Source organism: Novosphingobium sp. RL4 (genome assembly GCF_035658495.1).
GTDB lineage: Bacteria > Pseudomonadota > Alphaproteobacteria > Sphingomonadales > Sphingomonadaceae > Novosphingobium.
Genome location: NZ_CP141944.1, coordinates 1803118 through 1820259, shown reverse-complemented (window position 1 = coordinate 1820259; position 17142 = coordinate 1803118). Strand labels below are relative to the sequence as shown.

The 17142-nt window shown below is 63.4% G+C and carries 15 protein-coding genes and 3 tRNA genes; 7 read left to right on the top strand and 11 right to left on the bottom strand.

Features of this window, described 5'->3' with window-relative positions:
• Window positions 1-21: 21 nt before the first annotated feature.
• The gene (locus U9J33_RS08800) at window positions 22-666 is read right to left on the bottom strand and encodes a hypothetical protein (protein WP_324694540.1); all 645 of its coding nucleotides are present in this window, start codon (window positions 664-666) and stop codon (window positions 22-24) included.
• Window positions 667-993: 327 nt separating this feature from the next.
• On the opposite strand from U9J33_RS08800, the gene U9J33_RS08795 reads away from it, so the two are divergent.
• Entirely contained in the window at window positions 994-1608 is a 615-nt protein-coding gene (locus tag U9J33_RS08795) for a 5-formyltetrahydrofolate cyclo-ligase (protein WP_054435919.1), read from the top strand.
• 2 nt (window positions 1609-1610) lie between these two features.
• Complete coding sequence (locus tag U9J33_RS08790; protein ID WP_054435920.1) at window positions 1611-1826, top strand: DUF2842 domain-containing protein; 216 nt, start codon at window positions 1611-1613, stop codon at window positions 1824-1826.
• 104 nt (window positions 1827-1930) lie between these two features.
• On the opposite strand, the gene U9J33_RS08785 is transcribed toward U9J33_RS08790, so the two are convergent.
• The 7 genes from U9J33_RS08785 to thyA form a co-directional block, all read right to left on the bottom strand.
• A tRNA-Asp gene (locus U9J33_RS08785) sits at window positions 1931-2007 on the bottom strand.
• Between the two features lie 89 nt (window positions 2008-2096).
• Window positions 2097-2173 (bottom strand) — tRNA-Asp (locus U9J33_RS08780).
• A gap of 265 nt (window positions 2174-2438) precedes the next feature.
• Window positions 2439-3035, bottom strand: a complete 597-nt coding sequence (locus tag U9J33_RS08775; protein ID WP_324694535.1) for a YdeI/OmpD-associated family protein — start codon at window positions 3033-3035, stop codon at window positions 2439-2441.
• 13 nt (window positions 3036-3048) lie between these two features.
• Window positions 3049-4395 carry a dihydrolipoamide acetyltransferase family protein gene (locus tag U9J33_RS08770; RefSeq protein WP_324694532.1) on the bottom strand — a complete coding sequence of 449 codons (1347 nt, stop codon included), beginning with the start codon at window positions 4393-4395 and terminating at the stop codon, window positions 3049-3051.
• Between the two features lie 4 nt (window positions 4396-4399).
• Window positions 4400-5452, bottom strand: coding sequence for an alpha-ketoacid dehydrogenase subunit beta (locus tag U9J33_RS08765; protein WP_185997610.1), 1053 nt, complete (start codon window positions 5450-5452; stop codon window positions 4400-4402).
• 5 nt (window positions 5453-5457) lie between these two features.
• Window positions 5458-6756, bottom strand: coding sequence for a thiamine pyrophosphate-dependent enzyme (locus tag U9J33_RS08760; RefSeq protein ID WP_054435922.1), 1299 nt, complete (start codon window positions 6754-6756; stop codon window positions 5458-5460).
• A gap of 153 nt (window positions 6757-6909) precedes the next feature.
• Window positions 6910-7875, bottom strand: coding sequence for a thymidylate synthase (gene thyA, locus U9J33_RS08755; RefSeq protein ID WP_324698992.1), 966 nt, complete (start codon window positions 7873-7875; stop codon window positions 6910-6912).
• 144 nt (window positions 7876-8019) lie between these two features.
• On the opposite strand from thyA, the gene U9J33_RS08750 reads away from it, so the two are divergent.
• The gene (locus U9J33_RS08750; protein WP_255351613.1) at window positions 8020-8142 is read left to right on the top strand and encodes a hypothetical protein; all 123 of its coding nucleotides are present in this window, start codon (window positions 8020-8022) and stop codon (window positions 8140-8142) included.
• A gap of 112 nt (window positions 8143-8254) precedes the next feature.
• Here the strand turns inward: U9J33_RS08750 and U9J33_RS08745 are convergent.
• Window positions 8255-8331: transfer RNA gene (locus tag U9J33_RS08745), tRNA-Pro, on the bottom strand.
• Between the two features lie 363 nt (window positions 8332-8694).
• Between U9J33_RS08745 and U9J33_RS08740 the strand changes: the two genes are divergently transcribed.
• Window positions 8695-9312 carry a hypothetical protein gene (locus U9J33_RS08740; protein ID WP_324698991.1) on the top strand — a complete coding sequence of 206 codons (618 nt, stop codon included), beginning with the start codon at window positions 8695-8697 and terminating at the stop codon, window positions 9310-9312.
• Window positions 9313-9497: 185 nt separating this feature from the next.
• On the opposite strand, the gene U9J33_RS08735 is transcribed toward U9J33_RS08740, so the two are convergent.
• Entirely contained in the window at window positions 9498-10238 is a 741-nt protein-coding gene (locus U9J33_RS08735) for a DUF2059 domain-containing protein (protein WP_324698990.1), read from the bottom strand.
• 263 nt (window positions 10239-10501) lie between these two features.
• Window positions 10502-12559 (bottom strand): ATP-dependent DNA helicase RecG, encoded by a 2058-nt coding sequence (gene recG / locus U9J33_RS08730; RefSeq protein WP_324698989.1) that lies wholly within the window; start codon window positions 12557-12559, stop codon window positions 10502-10504.
• A 108-nt stretch (window positions 12560-12667) separates the two neighbouring features.
• Here recG and U9J33_RS08725 point away from each other — a divergent pair, with 108 nt between their 5' ends.
• The 3 genes from U9J33_RS08725 to mfd all read left to right on the top strand — a co-directional run bounded on the left by U9J33_RS08725 (window position 12668) and on the right by mfd (window position 17023).
• Complete coding sequence (locus U9J33_RS08725) at window positions 12668-13090, top strand: host attachment protein (protein ID WP_185997616.1); 423 nt, start codon at window positions 12668-12670, stop codon at window positions 13088-13090.
• Window positions 13091-13137: 47 nt separating this feature from the next.
• Entirely contained in the window at window positions 13138-13419 is a 282-nt protein-coding gene (locus U9J33_RS08720; RefSeq protein WP_054435866.1) for a succinate dehydrogenase assembly factor 2, read from the top strand.
• A 103-nt stretch (window positions 13420-13522) separates the two neighbouring features.
• Entirely contained in the window at window positions 13523-17023 is a 3501-nt protein-coding gene (gene mfd / locus U9J33_RS08715) for a transcription-repair coupling factor (RefSeq protein ID WP_324698988.1), read from the top strand.
• The last annotated feature ends 119 nt before the right edge of the window (window positions 17024-17142 follow it).

Here is a 17142-nt window from a genome sequence, read left to right as displayed (position 1 = left end):
CCTGCCAGGCTCTCGATACCACTAGTTTCCATGAAGGATAGGCAGCATAATTCCCTCAAGAGCCTGCACAGCACCCGCTACTTCTCGGCCAACCCTGTTGAGCTCATCTGCCTCGCCATGATCCCATATGTCGTGGGTGGCTTGGTCATAGTCCAACCCGCCATTTTCACGCCTTTGAGCATAAATGTCGGCAGAAATTCGTATCTGAAGTAGTTGGCGCCACAAAGTCTGCAACGCAGATTCCGCGTCTTCACCAAACAAAGCCCTCGCAATCGGCATCTGCTCAAATATTTGATCCCAATCATTCTGGTATCGCACCGCCCGTCCGAGCGTAATTTGTCGTTGTTGCGCAAGGGTCTTCTCGAATTCGTTTAACCCTCCATACCATTCGGTATTTTGTATCTCTTCAATTGCAGCGTTCAGCTCATGACCAAGGGCTCCCATGGCTCGCACAGCCACGAAAGCCCGCCTGACCTTGTACGCCAGCGTCAGCACGCTCTCCGCAGCAGCCATCCTTCGCTCATGAGCCTTCTGTTTGCGAAACTCGTCGAAGGTGTTCGCTGCCTTACAAGCTGCATAAAAAACAGCACCAGCACCCACCCAGGCGCCAAAGCCCGAAATCATTGAACCAGTCGCCGCCCAATCAACGCTGCAGCCGATAGCCATCTTGCACTTACCCCGCGAACACCTAAGTGACGAAAAACATATCGTTCCAACAAATGCGCCAGAAAGACAGCGTGTTGGAATGATTTTCCACCGCAAGCCCGCAGAAATGCGTTGTCAGCATACTTTCTAGGAAACGACCCATGGTGGACCCGTCACCCACTTCATCAGCATAGAGGACATCGCCCATCCTCGACCTTCCGATGGGCACTGACCTCACCGGGGGCTCTTGTTGTTCCCGCAGCCCCTGACGCGCCGGCATTCATTGCCGGATTTCCGACATGCCGCGAGAGACCTTCGGTGGTATTGTTGCGGCCCGATCATCCAGAAATGGGACTCACGGTGGATTCGTCGCCTCCTCTCTCCCCTACGAGCAAGAAAATCGCGCTGCGCAAATCGCACCGGGCTGCCCGCGCGGAGCATGTCGCCTCGCTGCCCCAGGGCATGCGCGCGCTCGTGCTGAACCGCCCGCCCGCACCGGTCGCGGAAATGATACCGGAGGGGCTGACCATCGGCCTCTACGCACCGGTTGGCGATGAGGCACCGGCCTTCGGCTGGGCGCGGTGGCTTTCCGAACATGGGCGGAATATCGCACTCCCCTGGTTCGCCGCCCGCGAAAGCGCGATGGAATTTCGCGAATGGGCAAACCCCTTTGACGAGGAACAACTCACCCTGGGGCCCTGGGGGGCACTGCAGCCGCTCGCCAGCGCCAAGGCCGTGGTTCCGGCCATCCTCGTAGTGCCCCTGCTCGCCTTCACGGCGCAGGGTCATCGGCTCGGCCAGGGCGGCGGCCATTATGATCGCTGGCTCGATGCCAATCCCGACGTTCCCGCCATCGGCCTTGCATGGGACTGCCAACTGGCCGAAACCCTACCGGTGGAAGCGCACGACCGGATACTGGATGCCGTGGTAACGCCGACGCGGATCTACGAAGGGGAAATCTGACCTTGCGCGAAACACCGACCTGGCGGATCCCGTTCGGCGTATTGGGGCTGCTGCTTGTCCTGTGCGCCTACGGGCTGCTGATAGCACGCTACGTCGCCCCACTCATGTCGGATTGGCATGTCCTGCTCCAGACCCCCATCTACCTCTTCATGGGGGTAGTATGGATCATGCCCTTGCGGCGATTCCTGATCTGGATGGAGACAGGGCGCTGGGGATGATTCCCCGGCGCTTTCATTTTTTCCGCATATCGCAGGCAAAAGAAAAGGCCGGGATTTCTCCCGGCCTTTTTCATGATATTGCTTTCCTCTTCCAGTCAAGGAAGTGGCGCGAGTGACGGGGCTCGAACCCGCGACCTCCGGCGTGACAGGCCGGCACTCTAACCAACTGAGCTACACCCGCGCAGCAATATATGTGAGGTTTTCAGACTACCTCAAGTCGCTGGATTACCAGCATTTTCCCCTGCCTGTCACAGACAGGGAATTCCCAAGTGGCGCGAGTGACGGGGCTCGAACCCGCGACCTCCGGCGTGACAGGCCGGCACTCTAACCAACTGAGCTACACCCGCGTTCTTGCGGTTGCGTCCGCTTGGGAGGCCGCCCTCTATGTCAGCACCGGGTGGCTGTCAACGCACTATTCCAGCCCAAGAGAGATTTTTACGACCACGCCGCGACTAGCCTGTGGACAGTTTTGCCGATGGCACGATTCAGTCGATGTTTTTGCGATTTTCACCTCTCGAAAACACCTCACGGGTGGGCCGGCCGAAGGAAAACACGCGAAAAAAATTTTGAAACCAGGCCGATCCACCGCCCTGCCGCGTCCCGCGCAAGACGTCAGGCGTTCCTGCGGGGCTTCTCGTACTTCCAGTTGCGTGTCTTTCCCTCGGCGATCCACTCGGACGCCTGTACCATGCGCTTGTCCCGCGTGGCGGCAGTCTTCGCTTCGGTGATCCATTCAAGATAGTCGCGGCGCTGGGAGGATGTGAACCGGCCGAAGGCATCCTGCGCCTCAGGCGTTGCGGCCAGCAGGGCCGCAAAATCATCCGGCATCGGTATTTCGGGACGAGGCTTGCGTGTGCCGTCGATCCGGAGTGCGGTACCCTTCTCCAGCACCCGGTCCAGAGCCGCCTGAAGATTCGCGGTCAGCACGGCTTCGTCCGGCAGGTCGGCGATCCCTGTGATTCGCCCGAACTGGCCCATGGCGTCGCCTTGCCGGCCATCGCCATGAATCACGAACGTGCAATGCGCCTTGAACGCCGCCATCCCGGCCACGTTCTTCCCGCTCACCGTGAAGTGCGGCATTCCCCACTTGATCGCCTCCTCCGCCCCGGGAAGCGCGCGGTGGGCCAACGCCCGCAGATGTTCGAGGATAGGGCGGGCAAAGTCCGCGGCTCCCTCGATATAGTCATCGACGCGCGGATCCCTGCCCATTCCCTTTCTCCCGTTACCCCGCAAGAATGAGCGCGGGAGCCTCGATCAGCTTCTTGAGGTCCTGCGCGAAGCTGGCAGCATCCCAGCCATCTACCACGCGGTGATCGCAGGACATCGAGATATTCATGATTTTGCGCTTCTCGATGCGCTCCACGCCAACCGCACCCTTCACGAACATCGGTCGCTCGACGATGCGGTTCGGCCCGATGATCGCCACTTCGGGACGGTTGATGACCGGCGTGGTCGCCACCCCGCCCATCGGCCCGAGCGAGGTCACGGTGATCGTCGATCCCGAAAGCTCGGACGACCTGGCCGAACCGTCCCGCGCAGCCTGTGCCAGACGCCCGATCTCGGTGGCCAGTTGCCACAAGTTGCGGCCCTGCGCATCGCGGATCACCGGAACCATCAGCCCCGCCGGGGTCTGCGCCGCCATGCCCAGATGCACCGAGCCGTAGCGCGTCACCACGCCAGCCTCGTCATCATAATGCGCATTGAGCATCGGATACTTGGGCAGCAGCTTGCAGATCGCGGTGATGAGGAACGGCAGCATCGTCAGCTTCGGCCGGTCGCCCCGCCCTGCGTTAAGCTGCGCGCGGGTTTCCTCCAGTGCCGTGACGTCGAATTCCTCGACATAGGCGAAGTGGGGTATCTGGCGCTTCGACGCAGCCATATTCTCGGCGATGCGGCGGCGCAGGCCGATCACGCGCACCTGCTCGTCCTGCCCCTTGCGCCCGGCGGGCTGGAACCCGCCGGAAGCATTGTAGGACAGGAAGGCGTCGAGATCCGAATGACGCAGGCGGCCATCTTCGGCCGGGCGCACTTCACCCAGATCGATGCCGAGATCGGCTGCACGCTTTCGCACGGCCGGGCTGGCCATGACCTTGGCGTGGGGGGCAGTCGGTTTTGGCGTGGGCGTGGGTGCGCGGGATTCGACGGGCTCAGCCTGAGCGGGGGCCGGCTTTGGCGTGAGAGCTGTGGGGGCGGGGACAGGCTTCGCCTCCGGTGCCACCGCGCTTTCCACGCGCGCCACATCGCCAGCATCGGGCGTTTCCGCCTCGATCCGCTGCTCGACCACTTCGGCCTTCGGCGCAGGTGCACGGTCGACTTCGTTGCCAGCGCCCTCAACCTCGATCACCACCAGCGGCGAGCCGATAGCGATCACGTCGCCCGCTTCGCCCGCGACCTCCACGACCACGCCCGAAACCGGGCTCTCCATCTCGACCGTGGCCTTGTCGGTCATCATGTCGGCCAGGCGGCCGTCTTCCTCGACCGTATCGCCGACCTTGACGTGCCAGGCGACGATCTCGGCCTCTGCGATGCCTTCGCCGATGTCCGGCAGGCGGAATGTGAAACGACCCATCGGATCAATCCTTCATGAGCCGATCGACCGCCTCGCCAATGCGGACGGGACCGGGGAAATAGGCCCACTCGAGGCTGTGCGGATAAGGCGTGTCGAAACCGGTCACGCGCTCCACCGGGGCTTCGAGATGATAGAAGCAGCGCTCCTGCACGAGCGTGACGAGCTCGGCGCCGAAACCGGAAGTGCGGGTCGCCTCGTGTATCACCAGGCATTTCCCCGTCTTCTCCACCGACTTTTCCACAGTATCGATGTCCAGCGGGACGAGGCTGCGCAAGTCGATGATTTCAGCGTCGACACCCTTCTCGGCCAGCACCGCCTCGGCAACGTGGACCATGGTGCCGTACGTCACGACCGTCAGCGCGGCACCTTCGCGCACCACACGCGCCTTGCCGAGCGGAATGCGGTAGTAACCCTCCGGAACCTGGCTACCCGGCAACCCCTTCCAGGGCCGCGAGGGTCGGTCGTAATAACCGTCGAACGGGCCGTTATAAATGCGCTTGGGCTCGAAGAAGATGACGGGATCGTTGTCCTCGATCGCCGCGATCAGCAGGCCCTTGGCATCGTGAGGCGTCGCCGGGATCACAGTCTTGAGACCGGCGACATGGGTAAACAAGGCCTCCGGGCTCTGGCTGTGGGTCTGGCCGCCGAAGATGCCGCCACCGAAGGGCGAACGCACCGTGATCGGCGCCACGAACTCGCCCGCCGAACGATAGCGCAGGCGCGCCGCTTCCGAGACGAGCTGGTCGAGGCCGGGATAGATATAGTCCGCGAACTGGATTTCCGGCACCGGGCGCAGGCCATAGGCCGCCATGCCCACGGCGGCGCCGATGATGCCGCACTCGTTGATCGGCGTGTCGAACACGCGGTTCTTGCCGAACTTCTTCTGAAGGCCCGCCGTCGCGCGGAACACGCCGCCGAAGTAGCCGACATCCTCGCCCATGATGACGACATCAGGATCGCGCGCCATCATGATGTCGAGCGCATCGTTGATCGCCTCGATCATGTTCATCGGACGGCTTGGCGCGTCGTGGAGGCTGACGGGGTTTTCCTCGATCATGGTCCTCACTCCTTCCACTCCGGCCATTTGGTCTGTCGCTCTCGGATCGCCTGTTCGGCCTGTTCCTGGAGATGCCAGGGCAGTTCCTCGAACACGTCCTCGAACATCGTATGGAACGGGTGATGAAGCCCATGCCCGAGGATGCCGTTCTTCTCGGCCTCCTTGGTGGCGACCTTGACCTGTTCGGCCAATTCACGGTCCATCGCCTCGTGCTGCTCCTCGGACCATTCGCCCAGCGCGATCAGGTGCTTCTTGAGCCGCGTGATCGGATCGCCGAGCGGCCAGTCCTCGGCCTCGCGCGCGGACCGATAGGCGCTGGGATCGTCCGAGGTGGAGTGACCTTCGGCGCGGTAGGTGAAGTGCTCGATCAGGGTCGGGCCCTTGTTGGCGCGGGCACGGTTCGCCGCCCATTCCATCGCCGCATAGACCGCCAGGATGTCGTTACCGTCGACACGCAGCCCGGCAATGCCGTAACCCGCCGCACGCGCTGCAAAAGTCGTGCGCTCGGCCCCGGCAAAGCCGGAGAAGCTGGAGATCGCCCACTGGTTGTTGACCACATTGAGCACGACCGGCGCGTTGTAGACCGCCGCGAAGGTCATCGCCGCGTGGAAATCGCCCTCGGCGCTGGAGCCTTCTCCCACAAAACTGGTGGCGATGCGGGTATCGCCCTTGATCGCGCTCGCCATCGCCCAGCCCACCGCCTGCGGGAACTGGGTGGCGAGATTGCCGGAAATCGAGAAGAATCCGTAGTCCTTGGCCGAATACATGATCGGCAACTGCCGCCCCTTCAGCGGGTCGGCGCGGTTCGAGTAGATCTGGTTGACCATCTCCACCAGCGGATAGCCGCGGGCGATCAGGATGCCCTGCTGGCGGTAGCTGGGGAACACCATGTCGTCCGCCGCAAGGGCGTGGGCACAGGCGATGGAGATAGCCTCCTCGCCGGTGGACTTCATGTAGAAGCTGGTCTTCCCCTGGCGCTGGCCGCGATACATGCGATCGTCGAAGGCGCGGGTGAGCGCCATCGTTGCCAGCATCCGGCGCAAGGTCTCGGGATCGAGGCCGGGATTCCACGGGCCGACGGCGCGATCGTCGTCACCGAGGACGCGGATCATGTCCAGCGTGAAAGGCCAGGTTTCCCGCGCCTCACAGGCCTCATCCGGCCGGGCCAGAAGGCCCGGTTCGGGGATTTCCAGGTGGGTGTAGTCGACCGTATCGCCGGGCCGATATCTCGGCTCGGGGACATAGAGATCGAGTGGCGGCAGATTACCGCGTGACTTGCCTGTACGAACCGGGCCTTCGGCCATTCTGGTTATCCTCTCCCGCCTTTCCGGGCCGTGAGAAGCCGAACCGCGCAAGGAAAAGGGACGAACCTGGCGCGTTTCAAAATTCCACGGTCAGGTCATAATATTTCAACCATCGGCAATGTCAATCCACACAGAAAGGCACCAGAACGACACCTAAACGGCCACAGAAGCGGCAATATGCGCTTGCGGCGCGTAGCCTTCGACCACGAAATCCTCGATCCGGTAATCGAAGATCGAATCGGGCTTTCGCGCGATATCGAGACGCGCTTCGCCTGCCGGCTGCCGCGCCAGTTGCTCTTCGACCAGCGCGGCGTGGTTGAGGTAGAGATGGACATCACCACCCATCCAAACTGCCTCGCCCGGCTCAAGGTTGCATTGCTGTGCGAACATCCGCGTCAGCAGCGCCAACGACCACATGTTGAAAGCAAAGCCGAGTCCGAGATCGCAGCTCCGCTGATAGAGCGCGCAGGACAGCCGGCCGTCGGCGACGTGGAACTGATAGCTCTTGTGGCACGGCGGCAGCGCCATCGAATCGAGTTCGGCCACGTTCCAGCCCTCGATGATGTGGCGGCGGCTGCCCGGATTGTTCCTGAGGCTCTCGATCACTTGCGCGACCTGGTTCACGCCTTCCGCGCGCTTGCGATAGAGGCCGCCCTCCGCCGCTTCGTAGACCGGCCAGTCCACCCACTGCTTGCCGTAGACCGGCCCGAGATCGCCCCACTCCTGCGCAAATCCGGCATCTTCCACGATCCGGCGGGAAAAATCGGCGCGGGAAATTTCCAGTCCGGTTTCGCGGCGATAGCGGTCCAGCGGCCAGTCGGTCCAGATTTCCACGCCTTGCGCGCAAAGCGGGCGAATATTGGTTTCCCCGGTCAGGAACCAGAGCAGCTCGCGCGTCGCCGTCTTCCAGTAGACCCGCTTGGTGGTGAGCAGCGGCATCGCGCCGCCAGAAAGATCGAATCGGATCGTCGCACCGAACACCGAGCGCGTGCCGATGCCGGTACGGTCCACCCGTTCGTCGCCCTCGTCCCAGATGCGGCGCATGAGGTCGAGATATTGCCACTCCCAGTGGCGGGCGGTGGTGGAGGCGGCGGAATCGGCAATGAGCGTTTCGGTCATGGCCCGAAACCTAGACCATCGCGCCCGCGAAGGAAAAGGGCGGCCACCCAACCACCCAGCAAAAGCGTGACAATCTTTTAAGCACGGACGGCCGCCGCCGTTAGCTAATGCTCTGCGCAAATGGGGTTTTACAGGGGGCTGTAAATGAACTGGCTGATTTCCGCCGCGCACTGGCTGCGCAAGCATGTTTCCGTGCCCGCCCGCTGCGCGCAATGCCCGCCGGGCGACATGTGCGAGGATTGCCTGGGCTTCTGGCAGGTGCGCTGAAAAAGGAAGCTTCGGTCGCTCCGCCGTTGCTCGTCCAGCGGCGGAACCATGGCATCGACGGAAACATGACCCAGACAGCAAAAAGCCCGGCGTAAAACGCCGGGCTTTTCGTTGGTCGGGGAAAGAGGATTCGAACCTCCGGCCCCTGCCTCCCGAAGACAGTGCTCTACCAGGCTGAGCTATTCCCCGACCGGGAGGGCGTTCCGAAGACCGCCCTGGGCAGGAGCGCGCCTATATAGGGCGACTCCGGGGGTGGCAAGAGGCCTTTCGGTTTTTTGTTGCCCCCGGCCCGACCACGCACCCCACCTCCCTCCCGGACGCCCCGGAAATCCTGACAATTTCCAGAGAAAACAAAGTTTTCCACAGGCCGAATTTCCGGTTTGAACCGGCATGCACCCCTCTTTGCAAAGCACATCGTGAACTGCGCCAGGCGCGGAAAACCGCCGGTCCACCCCTGCGAATCCGATCCTACCCCTTTCGGCCAGCACCCTTGCCCCGCCTCCCGCGCTCCGGCAAAACCTTCGCAGGGATGCGCCATGTAAGGGAATGCCGATGCGCCCTGCCTCTCTTCCTCGCCTTCTTTTCCTGCTTTCGGCCCCCACGCTGGCCGCCCTGCCCGGCATCGCCGCCGCATCGCGTCCGGCACCGGACACTCACCGGGCCACCGGCGCAGATAGTGCCGCAAGCCTGACGCCGATCACGCTCGCCCCCGGCGTCAACCCCATGCCCGACATTGCCGGAACCGATCAGGACGGTTCGATCGCGCAGCTCTGGCGGCAGAACAACAAGATCCGCGGCCAGCACGTCTTTCTCGTCAAGGTGGGAGATGCGTCAGCCACGCTCGAGGGGCGCGAATCCATCATCGATGCGCCCGACGTGGGAGACGACATGATCCGCTCTGTCCGTTTCGCTCGTGGCAACCACGAGGGCCGGACGACGCTTTACATGCTGATCGCCAGCCGCGACGTGGAGAAATCGCCCTACAAGGCTGCAACCACGCATATCCAGTCGTTCGCGCTGGTCAGGAACCACGAAGGCTTCGCGTTCACCCCTGTGCTCGCCTTCGTTCCCGCCGCGAAGTACTGCCATGCCGATGCCGCCCTGCTGGCGGAGCTGAACTTCCCACTCTCGCCCACTTACGCCGGCCGCGTCACGCCTACGGGATGCTAGGCGAAGGACGAATTCAAGGATCTGCAGCGGCGGCGGCTATCTGGAAAATTTGTCTGAAACCCGCCATTCCGGGCACGCCCATTGTTGCCATTTAGCGATACGCTTAATGGTGCTGAAAAACGGACATTCCACGCTTCTAATTGGCCAGATACTGTTCATTGCAATTTACGCGATAAAATTACCGACTATCTATGGCCCGCGATGTACGCTGCAGCTTTATCGGTCATGGACACCCTTATGGCTGACTGAATTTTTGGTGTATAATCGTTCAACCATTGCGCCATCGTTTTATCCAATTCTGGATTGAAAAAATTTAGCTTCTTGTACACGCCAGATGTTGAAAATTTTTGAAGCGCTTGGTCTACTGAAGGAGGGACCTTCGTTTGAGCGAGCGCGTTGCCCAAACGTGAAAAATCTCTTTCTGTAAGTTCTCCCTCACCAGCCTTTGCTTTCATATCATTCGTTCCTACCGGATCTCGCGGATCCCGAGTGATAGCAAGTGCTGCTGCGGCTGCTTGCTTTGCTGTGGGGCTACTATAAAATGCGATGAGTTCACGTAGTTCCGAAACTGTAAACGATCGCGCGAAGAGATCACGCTGGCGGCTTGCCAAGTCTTGACAGGCGTTATCGATTAAAGGCTCTACGGCTGCCATGCCCGCAGCTTTCATAGCGCCCGAAAGGCCGGGATAGGCTATTTCTGCGGCTGGTAAGTTAGGATCCCTCGCAAGGCCCTGATCGATAGAAGTTTCTGCACTATGGCGCGCATTCTGTCGCATCACATCCGGCGGCGAAACCACCGCGACAAGATTTGCCGCTAAGCTTTGCACTACGCTGGAATACGGCGCTTCGTTCGCAGCCGCCTCGACAACGCCTGAATTGCTCATTGTTACAAGCAGCGTGCCGGTAGCAATAGCTATGACGCGCATAGTTCTTCCGTACATATCGTCACCCCCTTGAAGCCTGTCATCTACACATTTTCATGATCTCGGCAAGAATAGGCGGCAGCTGCGACCCCAGGACAATCTCGACGGCCACTCCATCAGAGGAGCAGCGAAATGCAATGAGAAGCAGAGAAAACGGGTTGTGCTGAATTTACTATAGATCGCCTCCAAACCTGCCATTCCGCAAACCACCCCTTTTCCGCCGCTAATAAGTGTCTACCCCATAGCGGAAGTCGATTCATGCCGGATCACCCACCGCGCAGAAGCTGCACGCCCCAGTCGCGCTCGAACAGGTAGAGCAGCAGCCGTGCCGCCTCTCCGCGCGGTCCGGCGAGGCCGCCGTCGCGCTCGATCAGCAGGCGCGCATCGTCGTGAGCGAGCGGCAGCAGCTTGGTGATCTGTTCGAGGCTGGCGATGCGGAAAGGCGTGTCGCCCGATTGGCGGGTGCCGAGCAGTTCGCCGCCGCCGCGCAGTTCCAGATCTTCCTCGGCCAGCCGGAAACCGTCCTGCGTCTCGCGCATGAGGGCGAGGCGCTGGCGCGCGGTTTCGCTGAGTTGCTGGCCGCGCAGCAGCAGGCAGGTCGATTTCTCGCTGCCGCGCCCCACCCGGCCGCGCAACTGGTGAAGCTGGGCAAGGCCGAAGCGCTCGGCCTGCTCGATCACCATGAGCGTGGCATTGGGCACGTCCACACCGACCTCGATCACCGTCGTCGCCACCAGCACCGCCGCCTCACCGCTGGCGAAACGCTCCATGCCGGCGTCCTTGACCTCGGGCTTGAGCTGGCCGTGGACAAGTGCGACGCGGTCTCCGAAGCGTTCCTTCAGCGCCGCGTAGCGTGCCTCGGCCGCGGCGAGGTCGTCGTTCTCGCTTTCGCTGACCATCGGGCAGACCCAGTAGGCCTGCTGCCCGGTCTCGATATGGCGGGCGATGGCGCCGGCCACATCGTCCATGCGCTCGACCGAGACGACGCGGGTATCGATCGCCTGCCTGCCGGGCGGGAGTTCATCAAGCTTGGACACTTCCATCTCGCCGTACTGGGCCAGAGTCAGCGTGCGGGGGATCGGCGTGGCGGTCATCGCCAGGGTATGCGGCGTGCGCCGCCCCTTCCGCGCGAGCATGAGACGCTGGCCGACGCCGAAGCGATGCTGCTCGTCGATCACCACCAGCGCGAGATTGCGGTAGGAGACCGTATCCTGGAAGATCGCATGGGTGCCCACGACGACATCGATGGCGCCGCTCACCAGCCCCATCAGGATCGCCTCGCGGGCCTTGCCCTTGTCACGCCCGGTCAGCAGCGCGATCTCTACCCCGGTTCCCGCGAGCATCCGCGCCAGAGTCTCGTAATGCTGGCGGGCGAGAATCTCGGTCGGTGCCAGCAGCGCCGCCTGCGCGCCGGCTTCCACCGCGATCAGCATGGCATTGAGCGCCACCACCGTCTTGCCCGCGCCGACATCGCCCTGAAGCAGGCGCAGCATCGGCGCGTTCTGGCCGACGTCGCCCTCGATCTCGTCGATGGAACGCTTCTGCGCGCCGGTCAGCGCGAAAGGCAGCTTCAGTTTCGCCCGCAGCGAACCGTCGCCCTTCAGCGGCGTGCCCGATTGCTTGCGGTTGCTCTCGCGCACCAGCATCAGCGCCAGCGCGTTGGCGAGCAGTTCGTCATAAGCCAGCCGGTCCCGCGCCTGGGCATGGACGCCGCGGTGCACCTCGCGGACGGCCTCGTGCCAGACCGGCCACTTCATGCGGTCCACCAGGCTGGCCTCGGTCCATTCGGGCAGTTCCGGCAGGGCCTTGAACGCCTGCTGCACGAGCCCGGCGACGCGCCCCTGCGTCAGCCCTTCGGAAAGCGGGTAGATCGCCTCGCAAAGCTGGCCGACCGGGGCGGCGCTGTCCTCTGAGACATGCTCGGGATGGACCATCTGGAGCATCTGCCCGTACTGGTCGAGCCGCCCGGCCACCCAGCGGGTCTCGCCGATCGGAAGCTGCTTGCGGGCGGTGAAGGACGAGCGACCGAAATAAGTGAGCGTGCAGACGTTCCCGGCGGCATCCTCGGCCAGCACGCGAAACGGGCCGCGCCCGGCCGGCGCGCGGTGATCGCGCACGGTGAGTTGGACGATCACGTTCTCGCCCACGCTCGCCTCGTCCAGATCGGTGATCGCGCGGCGCTCCACGAAGCGGTCGGGCAAGTGGTAGATCAGGTCGCGGATACGGGTAAGCCCGAGTTTTTCCAGCGGACGCTTGAGCTTGGGGCCCACGCCATCAAGGGAATCAGTCTCGGTGAACAGGCAATTCAGTGCTTCGGGCCGCATGAGCAGCCTCTTAGCGCGAGAACGGCTCGTTTCGCCAGACCGGCGGGGAACGGATTTGCGGACAGCCACGTTGCCTTGGGTGTTCCCACCCCAGCATAGGAGAAATGCATGCTTCTTCCGCACGGAACCGTGTTCGCGATCGTCGATGGTGAAAACTTCGAGCTCTATCGCAACTCGGGACGCGAAGCCGCACCAAGGCTCACTTCGCTGGAGACGCCCGATCTGGAGGCGACCAACTTCAGCGCCGGTTTCCGCCGGCATGATGCGCAAAAGCGCCATCAGGCCCGCACCGGCGACGGCAGCAACGATGCCCTGGACGAAAGCGCCCATGCCGCCGCGGTGGCGGGCTGGCTCAACCAGCAGGTGCTGGAGCGCGAGATCGATCAACTGGTGATCGTTGCCGACCCGCGCTCGCTGGGCGAGATGCGGCGGCATTATCACAAGGAGCTGAAGGGCGCCCTCCTCACCGAAGTGCCCAAGACGATGACCGGGCGTCCGGGTGACGAGATCATCAAGGTGTTCCAGAGGTAGGCACCCAAAACTTGCTCATGACCGCGCCGTATCGTAACGGCGCGGTCATGACCGAACTCACATCCCAGGGGCAGGCCCGGCTGGCCCGCCTCAAGTTCCGCGCCTGGCATCGCGGCACGCGCGAGGCCGACTACATGATCGGCTGCTACTTCGACCGCTTCCACGCCGAATGGTCCGAAGCCGAGATCACCCTCTTCGAAACGATGATCGAGGAAGAGGATGTCGACATCATGGCATGGGCGCTCGGCACGCAGAGCATTCCCGAAGAATATCGCGGCCCGCTGCTCGACCGCATGATGAAGCTCGATTACGTCGAGATTCCGCGCTGATGCTGCGATTCCCCGACACGTTCGGGACTCTGCATGGGCGGAGAATGAAGCACACTCCCGAACCCGCTCAGCCCGAGCCTGTCGAAGGCCCCGCACGACAAGCATGATCGACCTCAATCGCATTCTCGCGGCGACCACGCCCCTTACGCTCTCGTCGGTAACGCGGGGTGCCCAGCCGCTGGTCATGGCCGACATAGCCCGGGCGGCGGACGCTTCCGCGAAAGCCGGCCGCGCGGTCTTCATTGCCGACAATGAAAGCGCCATGCGCGCCGTGGCGGATGCCGCCCAGTTCTTCGCGCCGGAACTGGATGTGGTCGAATTTCCCGCGTGGGACTGCCTTCCCTACGACCGCGCCAGCCCTGCCCTTTCGGTCAGCGCCCGCCGTCTGGCCGCGCTGCACCGGCTCCAGCTGAAGCGCACCGGCCCGCAGCTGCTGGTCACCACGGCCAATGCCGTGCTCCAGCGCGTGCTGACGCCGTTCCGCATCCGCGAATCGGTGCGGTTGCTGAAGCCGGGCCTCGATATCGGCCACGAAAGCCTGATCGCGCTGCTGCGCCGCCAGGGCTACCAGCGCAGCGACACCGCGATCGACGCGGGCGAATTCGCGGTGCGCGGGTCGATCTTCGATATCGTGCCTTCGGGGCTGAATTCCGAAAACGGTTCGGGCGGCCTGCGGCTGGATTTCTTCGGGGACGAGCTGGAAACGCTGCGCCTGTTCGACACCGGCACCCAGCGTTCCACCGGATCGGTGCCCGAACACCTGCTGCTCCCGGCAAGCGAGACGCTGGTCGACGATGACAGCGTCAAGCGCTTCCGCAGCCGCTACCGCGAGATGTTCGGTGCCAATGCCACGGCGGACCCGCTCTATCAGGCGGTCAGCGACGGCCGCCGCCTTGCGGGCATGGAACACTGGCTGCCATTGTTCGAGGACCGGCTGGTCACGCTGTTCGATCACCTTTCGAACGACGACCTGCTGGTGATCGACAGTCCCGCGCTCGGCGCCGCGGACGAGCGTTTCACCGACATTGCGGACTATCACAAGGCCCGTCTCGAAACCTCGGGCCAGAAGGCGGGATCGTACCGCCCGCTGGCAACCGACGCGCTCTATCTCTCGCGCGAGGAATTCGAACAGGCGGTATCCGCCTTCCCGGTCCACCGCGCCGATCCTTTCGCGCAGCCGGAAAGCGCCAAGGTCATCGATTTCGGTTTCGGCAATGCCCGCGACTTCACGCCCGAGCGTGCGCGCGGCGACAATGCCTATGAAGCGGCGTCCAGGCATCTCCATGCCGTGGCGAAATCGGGCCGCAAGGCGATCCTCGCCGCCTATTCCACCGGCAGCCGCGCGCGTCTCGTCTCGATCCTTGGCGAGGCACAGGGCCCGGAACCCAAGCTGGCGGATACCTGGCAGGAAGCGCTTGGCCTTGCCGTGCAGGGCCGCAGCGCCGCGCTGGTGCTGCCGCTGGAAACCGGCTTCTCTAGCGATGCCGTCGAAGTCGTCACCGAGCAGGACATTCTCGGCGACCGTCTCGTGCGCCGCAAGAAGAAGCGCAAGGATTCCGACGCCTTTCTTGCCGAACTGGCGGCGCTGACGCCCGGCGACCTGATCGTCCACATGGACCACGGCATCGGCCGCTACGAAGGTCTCCAGTCGATCCCGGTCGGCAAGTCGCCCCATGACTGCGTGATGCTGACATATGCGGGCGGCGACAAGCTCTACATCCCGGTCGAGAATCTCGACGTGCTCTCGCGCTACGGCAGCGAGAGCGAAGGTGTCGCGCTGGACAAGCTGGGCGGCGAAGCCTGGCAGAAGCGCCGCGCAAGACTCAAGGAACGCATCCGCGAGATCGCGGGCGAACTGATGAAGACCGCCGCCGAGCGCGCCTTGCGCGTCGCTCCGGCGCTGCTGCCCGAAAAGTCCTCCTACGACCAGTTCGTGGACCGCTTCCCCTGGCAGGAAACCGAGGACCAGGAACACGCCATCGACGACGTGCTGGGCGATCTGGCCGAGGGCAAGCCGATGGACCGCCTGGTCTGCGGCGATGTCGGCTTCGGCAAGACCGAGGTGGCCCTGCGCGCGGCCTTCGTGGCCGCCATGGCCGGCCAGCAGGTTGCCGTGGTCGCGCCGACCACCCTGCTCGCGCGCCAGCACTATTCCGGTTTCGCCGAACGCTTCGCGGGCTTCCCGCTCGAAGTAGGCCGCCTTTCGCGCCTCGTGCCCGAAAAGGAAGCCAAGGCAACCCGCGACGGGCTGACCGCAGGGACCATGGACGTGGTCTGCGGCACCCATGCGATCCTCTCGAAATCGGTGAACTTCAAGCGCCTCGGCCTTGTCATCGTCGACGAGGAGCAGCGTTTCGGCGTCAATCACAAGGAGCGCCTCAAGCAGCTGCGCGCAGACGTTCACGTCCTCACCCTCACCGCCACGCCGATCCCGCGCACGCTGCAGATGGCGATGTCGGGCCTGCGCGAACTCTCGACCATCCAGACCCCGCCGGTGGACCGCCTCGCGGTGCGGACCTACGTGATGGAATGGGACGACATGGTGATGCGCGAAGCCCTGCTGCGCGAACACCATCGCGGCGGCCAGAGCTTCATCGTCGTGCCGCGCATCACCGACATGGCCGAAGTCGAGGAATGGCTGGCCAAGCACGTCCCCGAGGTAAAGGCCATATCCGCCCACGGCCAGATGAGCGCCGGCGAGGTGGAAGAGCGCATGAGCGCCTTCTACGAAGGCAAGTACGAAGTCCTGCTGTCGACCACCATCGTCGAAAGCGGGATCGACATTCCGCGTGCCAACACCATCATCATCCACCGCGCCGACCGCTTCGGCCTGGCCCAGCTCTACCAGCTGCGCGGCCGGGTGGGCCGGTCCAAGCTGCGCGCCTACGCCTATCTCACCACGCCCGCAGGCCGCGCGCTCTCGGAAGTGGCGGAGAAGCGCCTCAAGGTGCTGAGCGACCTCGATTCGCTGGGCGCGGGCTTCCAGCTTGCCAGCCACGATCTCGACATTCGCGGCGCGGGCAACCTGCTGGGCGACGAACAGTCCGGCCATATCCGCGAAGTCGGCTTCGAACTCTACCAGTCGATGCTGGAGGACGCGATCCTTGCCGCCCGCGCGGGCGGCGTGGGGCTGGAGAAGGACACTTCGGGGCTGTCTCCGCAGATCACGGTCGAAGCGCCGATCATGATCCCGGAGGAATACGTTCCCGACCTTGCGGTGCGCATGGCGCTCTATCGCCGCCTCAACGATGCCGAGGGCAAGGACGAGATCGAATCGCTCTCGGCCGAGATGATCGACCGTTTCGGCCCGCTACCCTCCGCCACGTCGAACCTCGTGAAGCTCATCCAGATCAAGCGGCAGGCGATCGAGGCGCATATCGCCAAGATCGACGTCGGCCCGCGCGGCACGCTGGTCAGCTTCCACAACGACAGCTTCCCCAACCCGATGGGCCTCATCGCCTATGCCGAGCGCCTTCAGGGAACGGTGAAGCTGCGGCCGGACAACAAGCTGGTGGTGCAGCGCGCATGGGGCGATCCCAAGTCCCGCCTCAACGGGCTGCTGCAACTGACGAAGGGCCTCGCCTCCATCGCGCGCAAGGCCTGAGCCTCAGGCGCCCGGTATACGATTTTCGGGAAAACCGGCGTTTTCCCTGCGGCGAAGCCTTGCCCGCGTGAGGCGAGCCGTTAGGAAAAGCAGCTCGGTTCGCGAAAAAACAAAGGAAT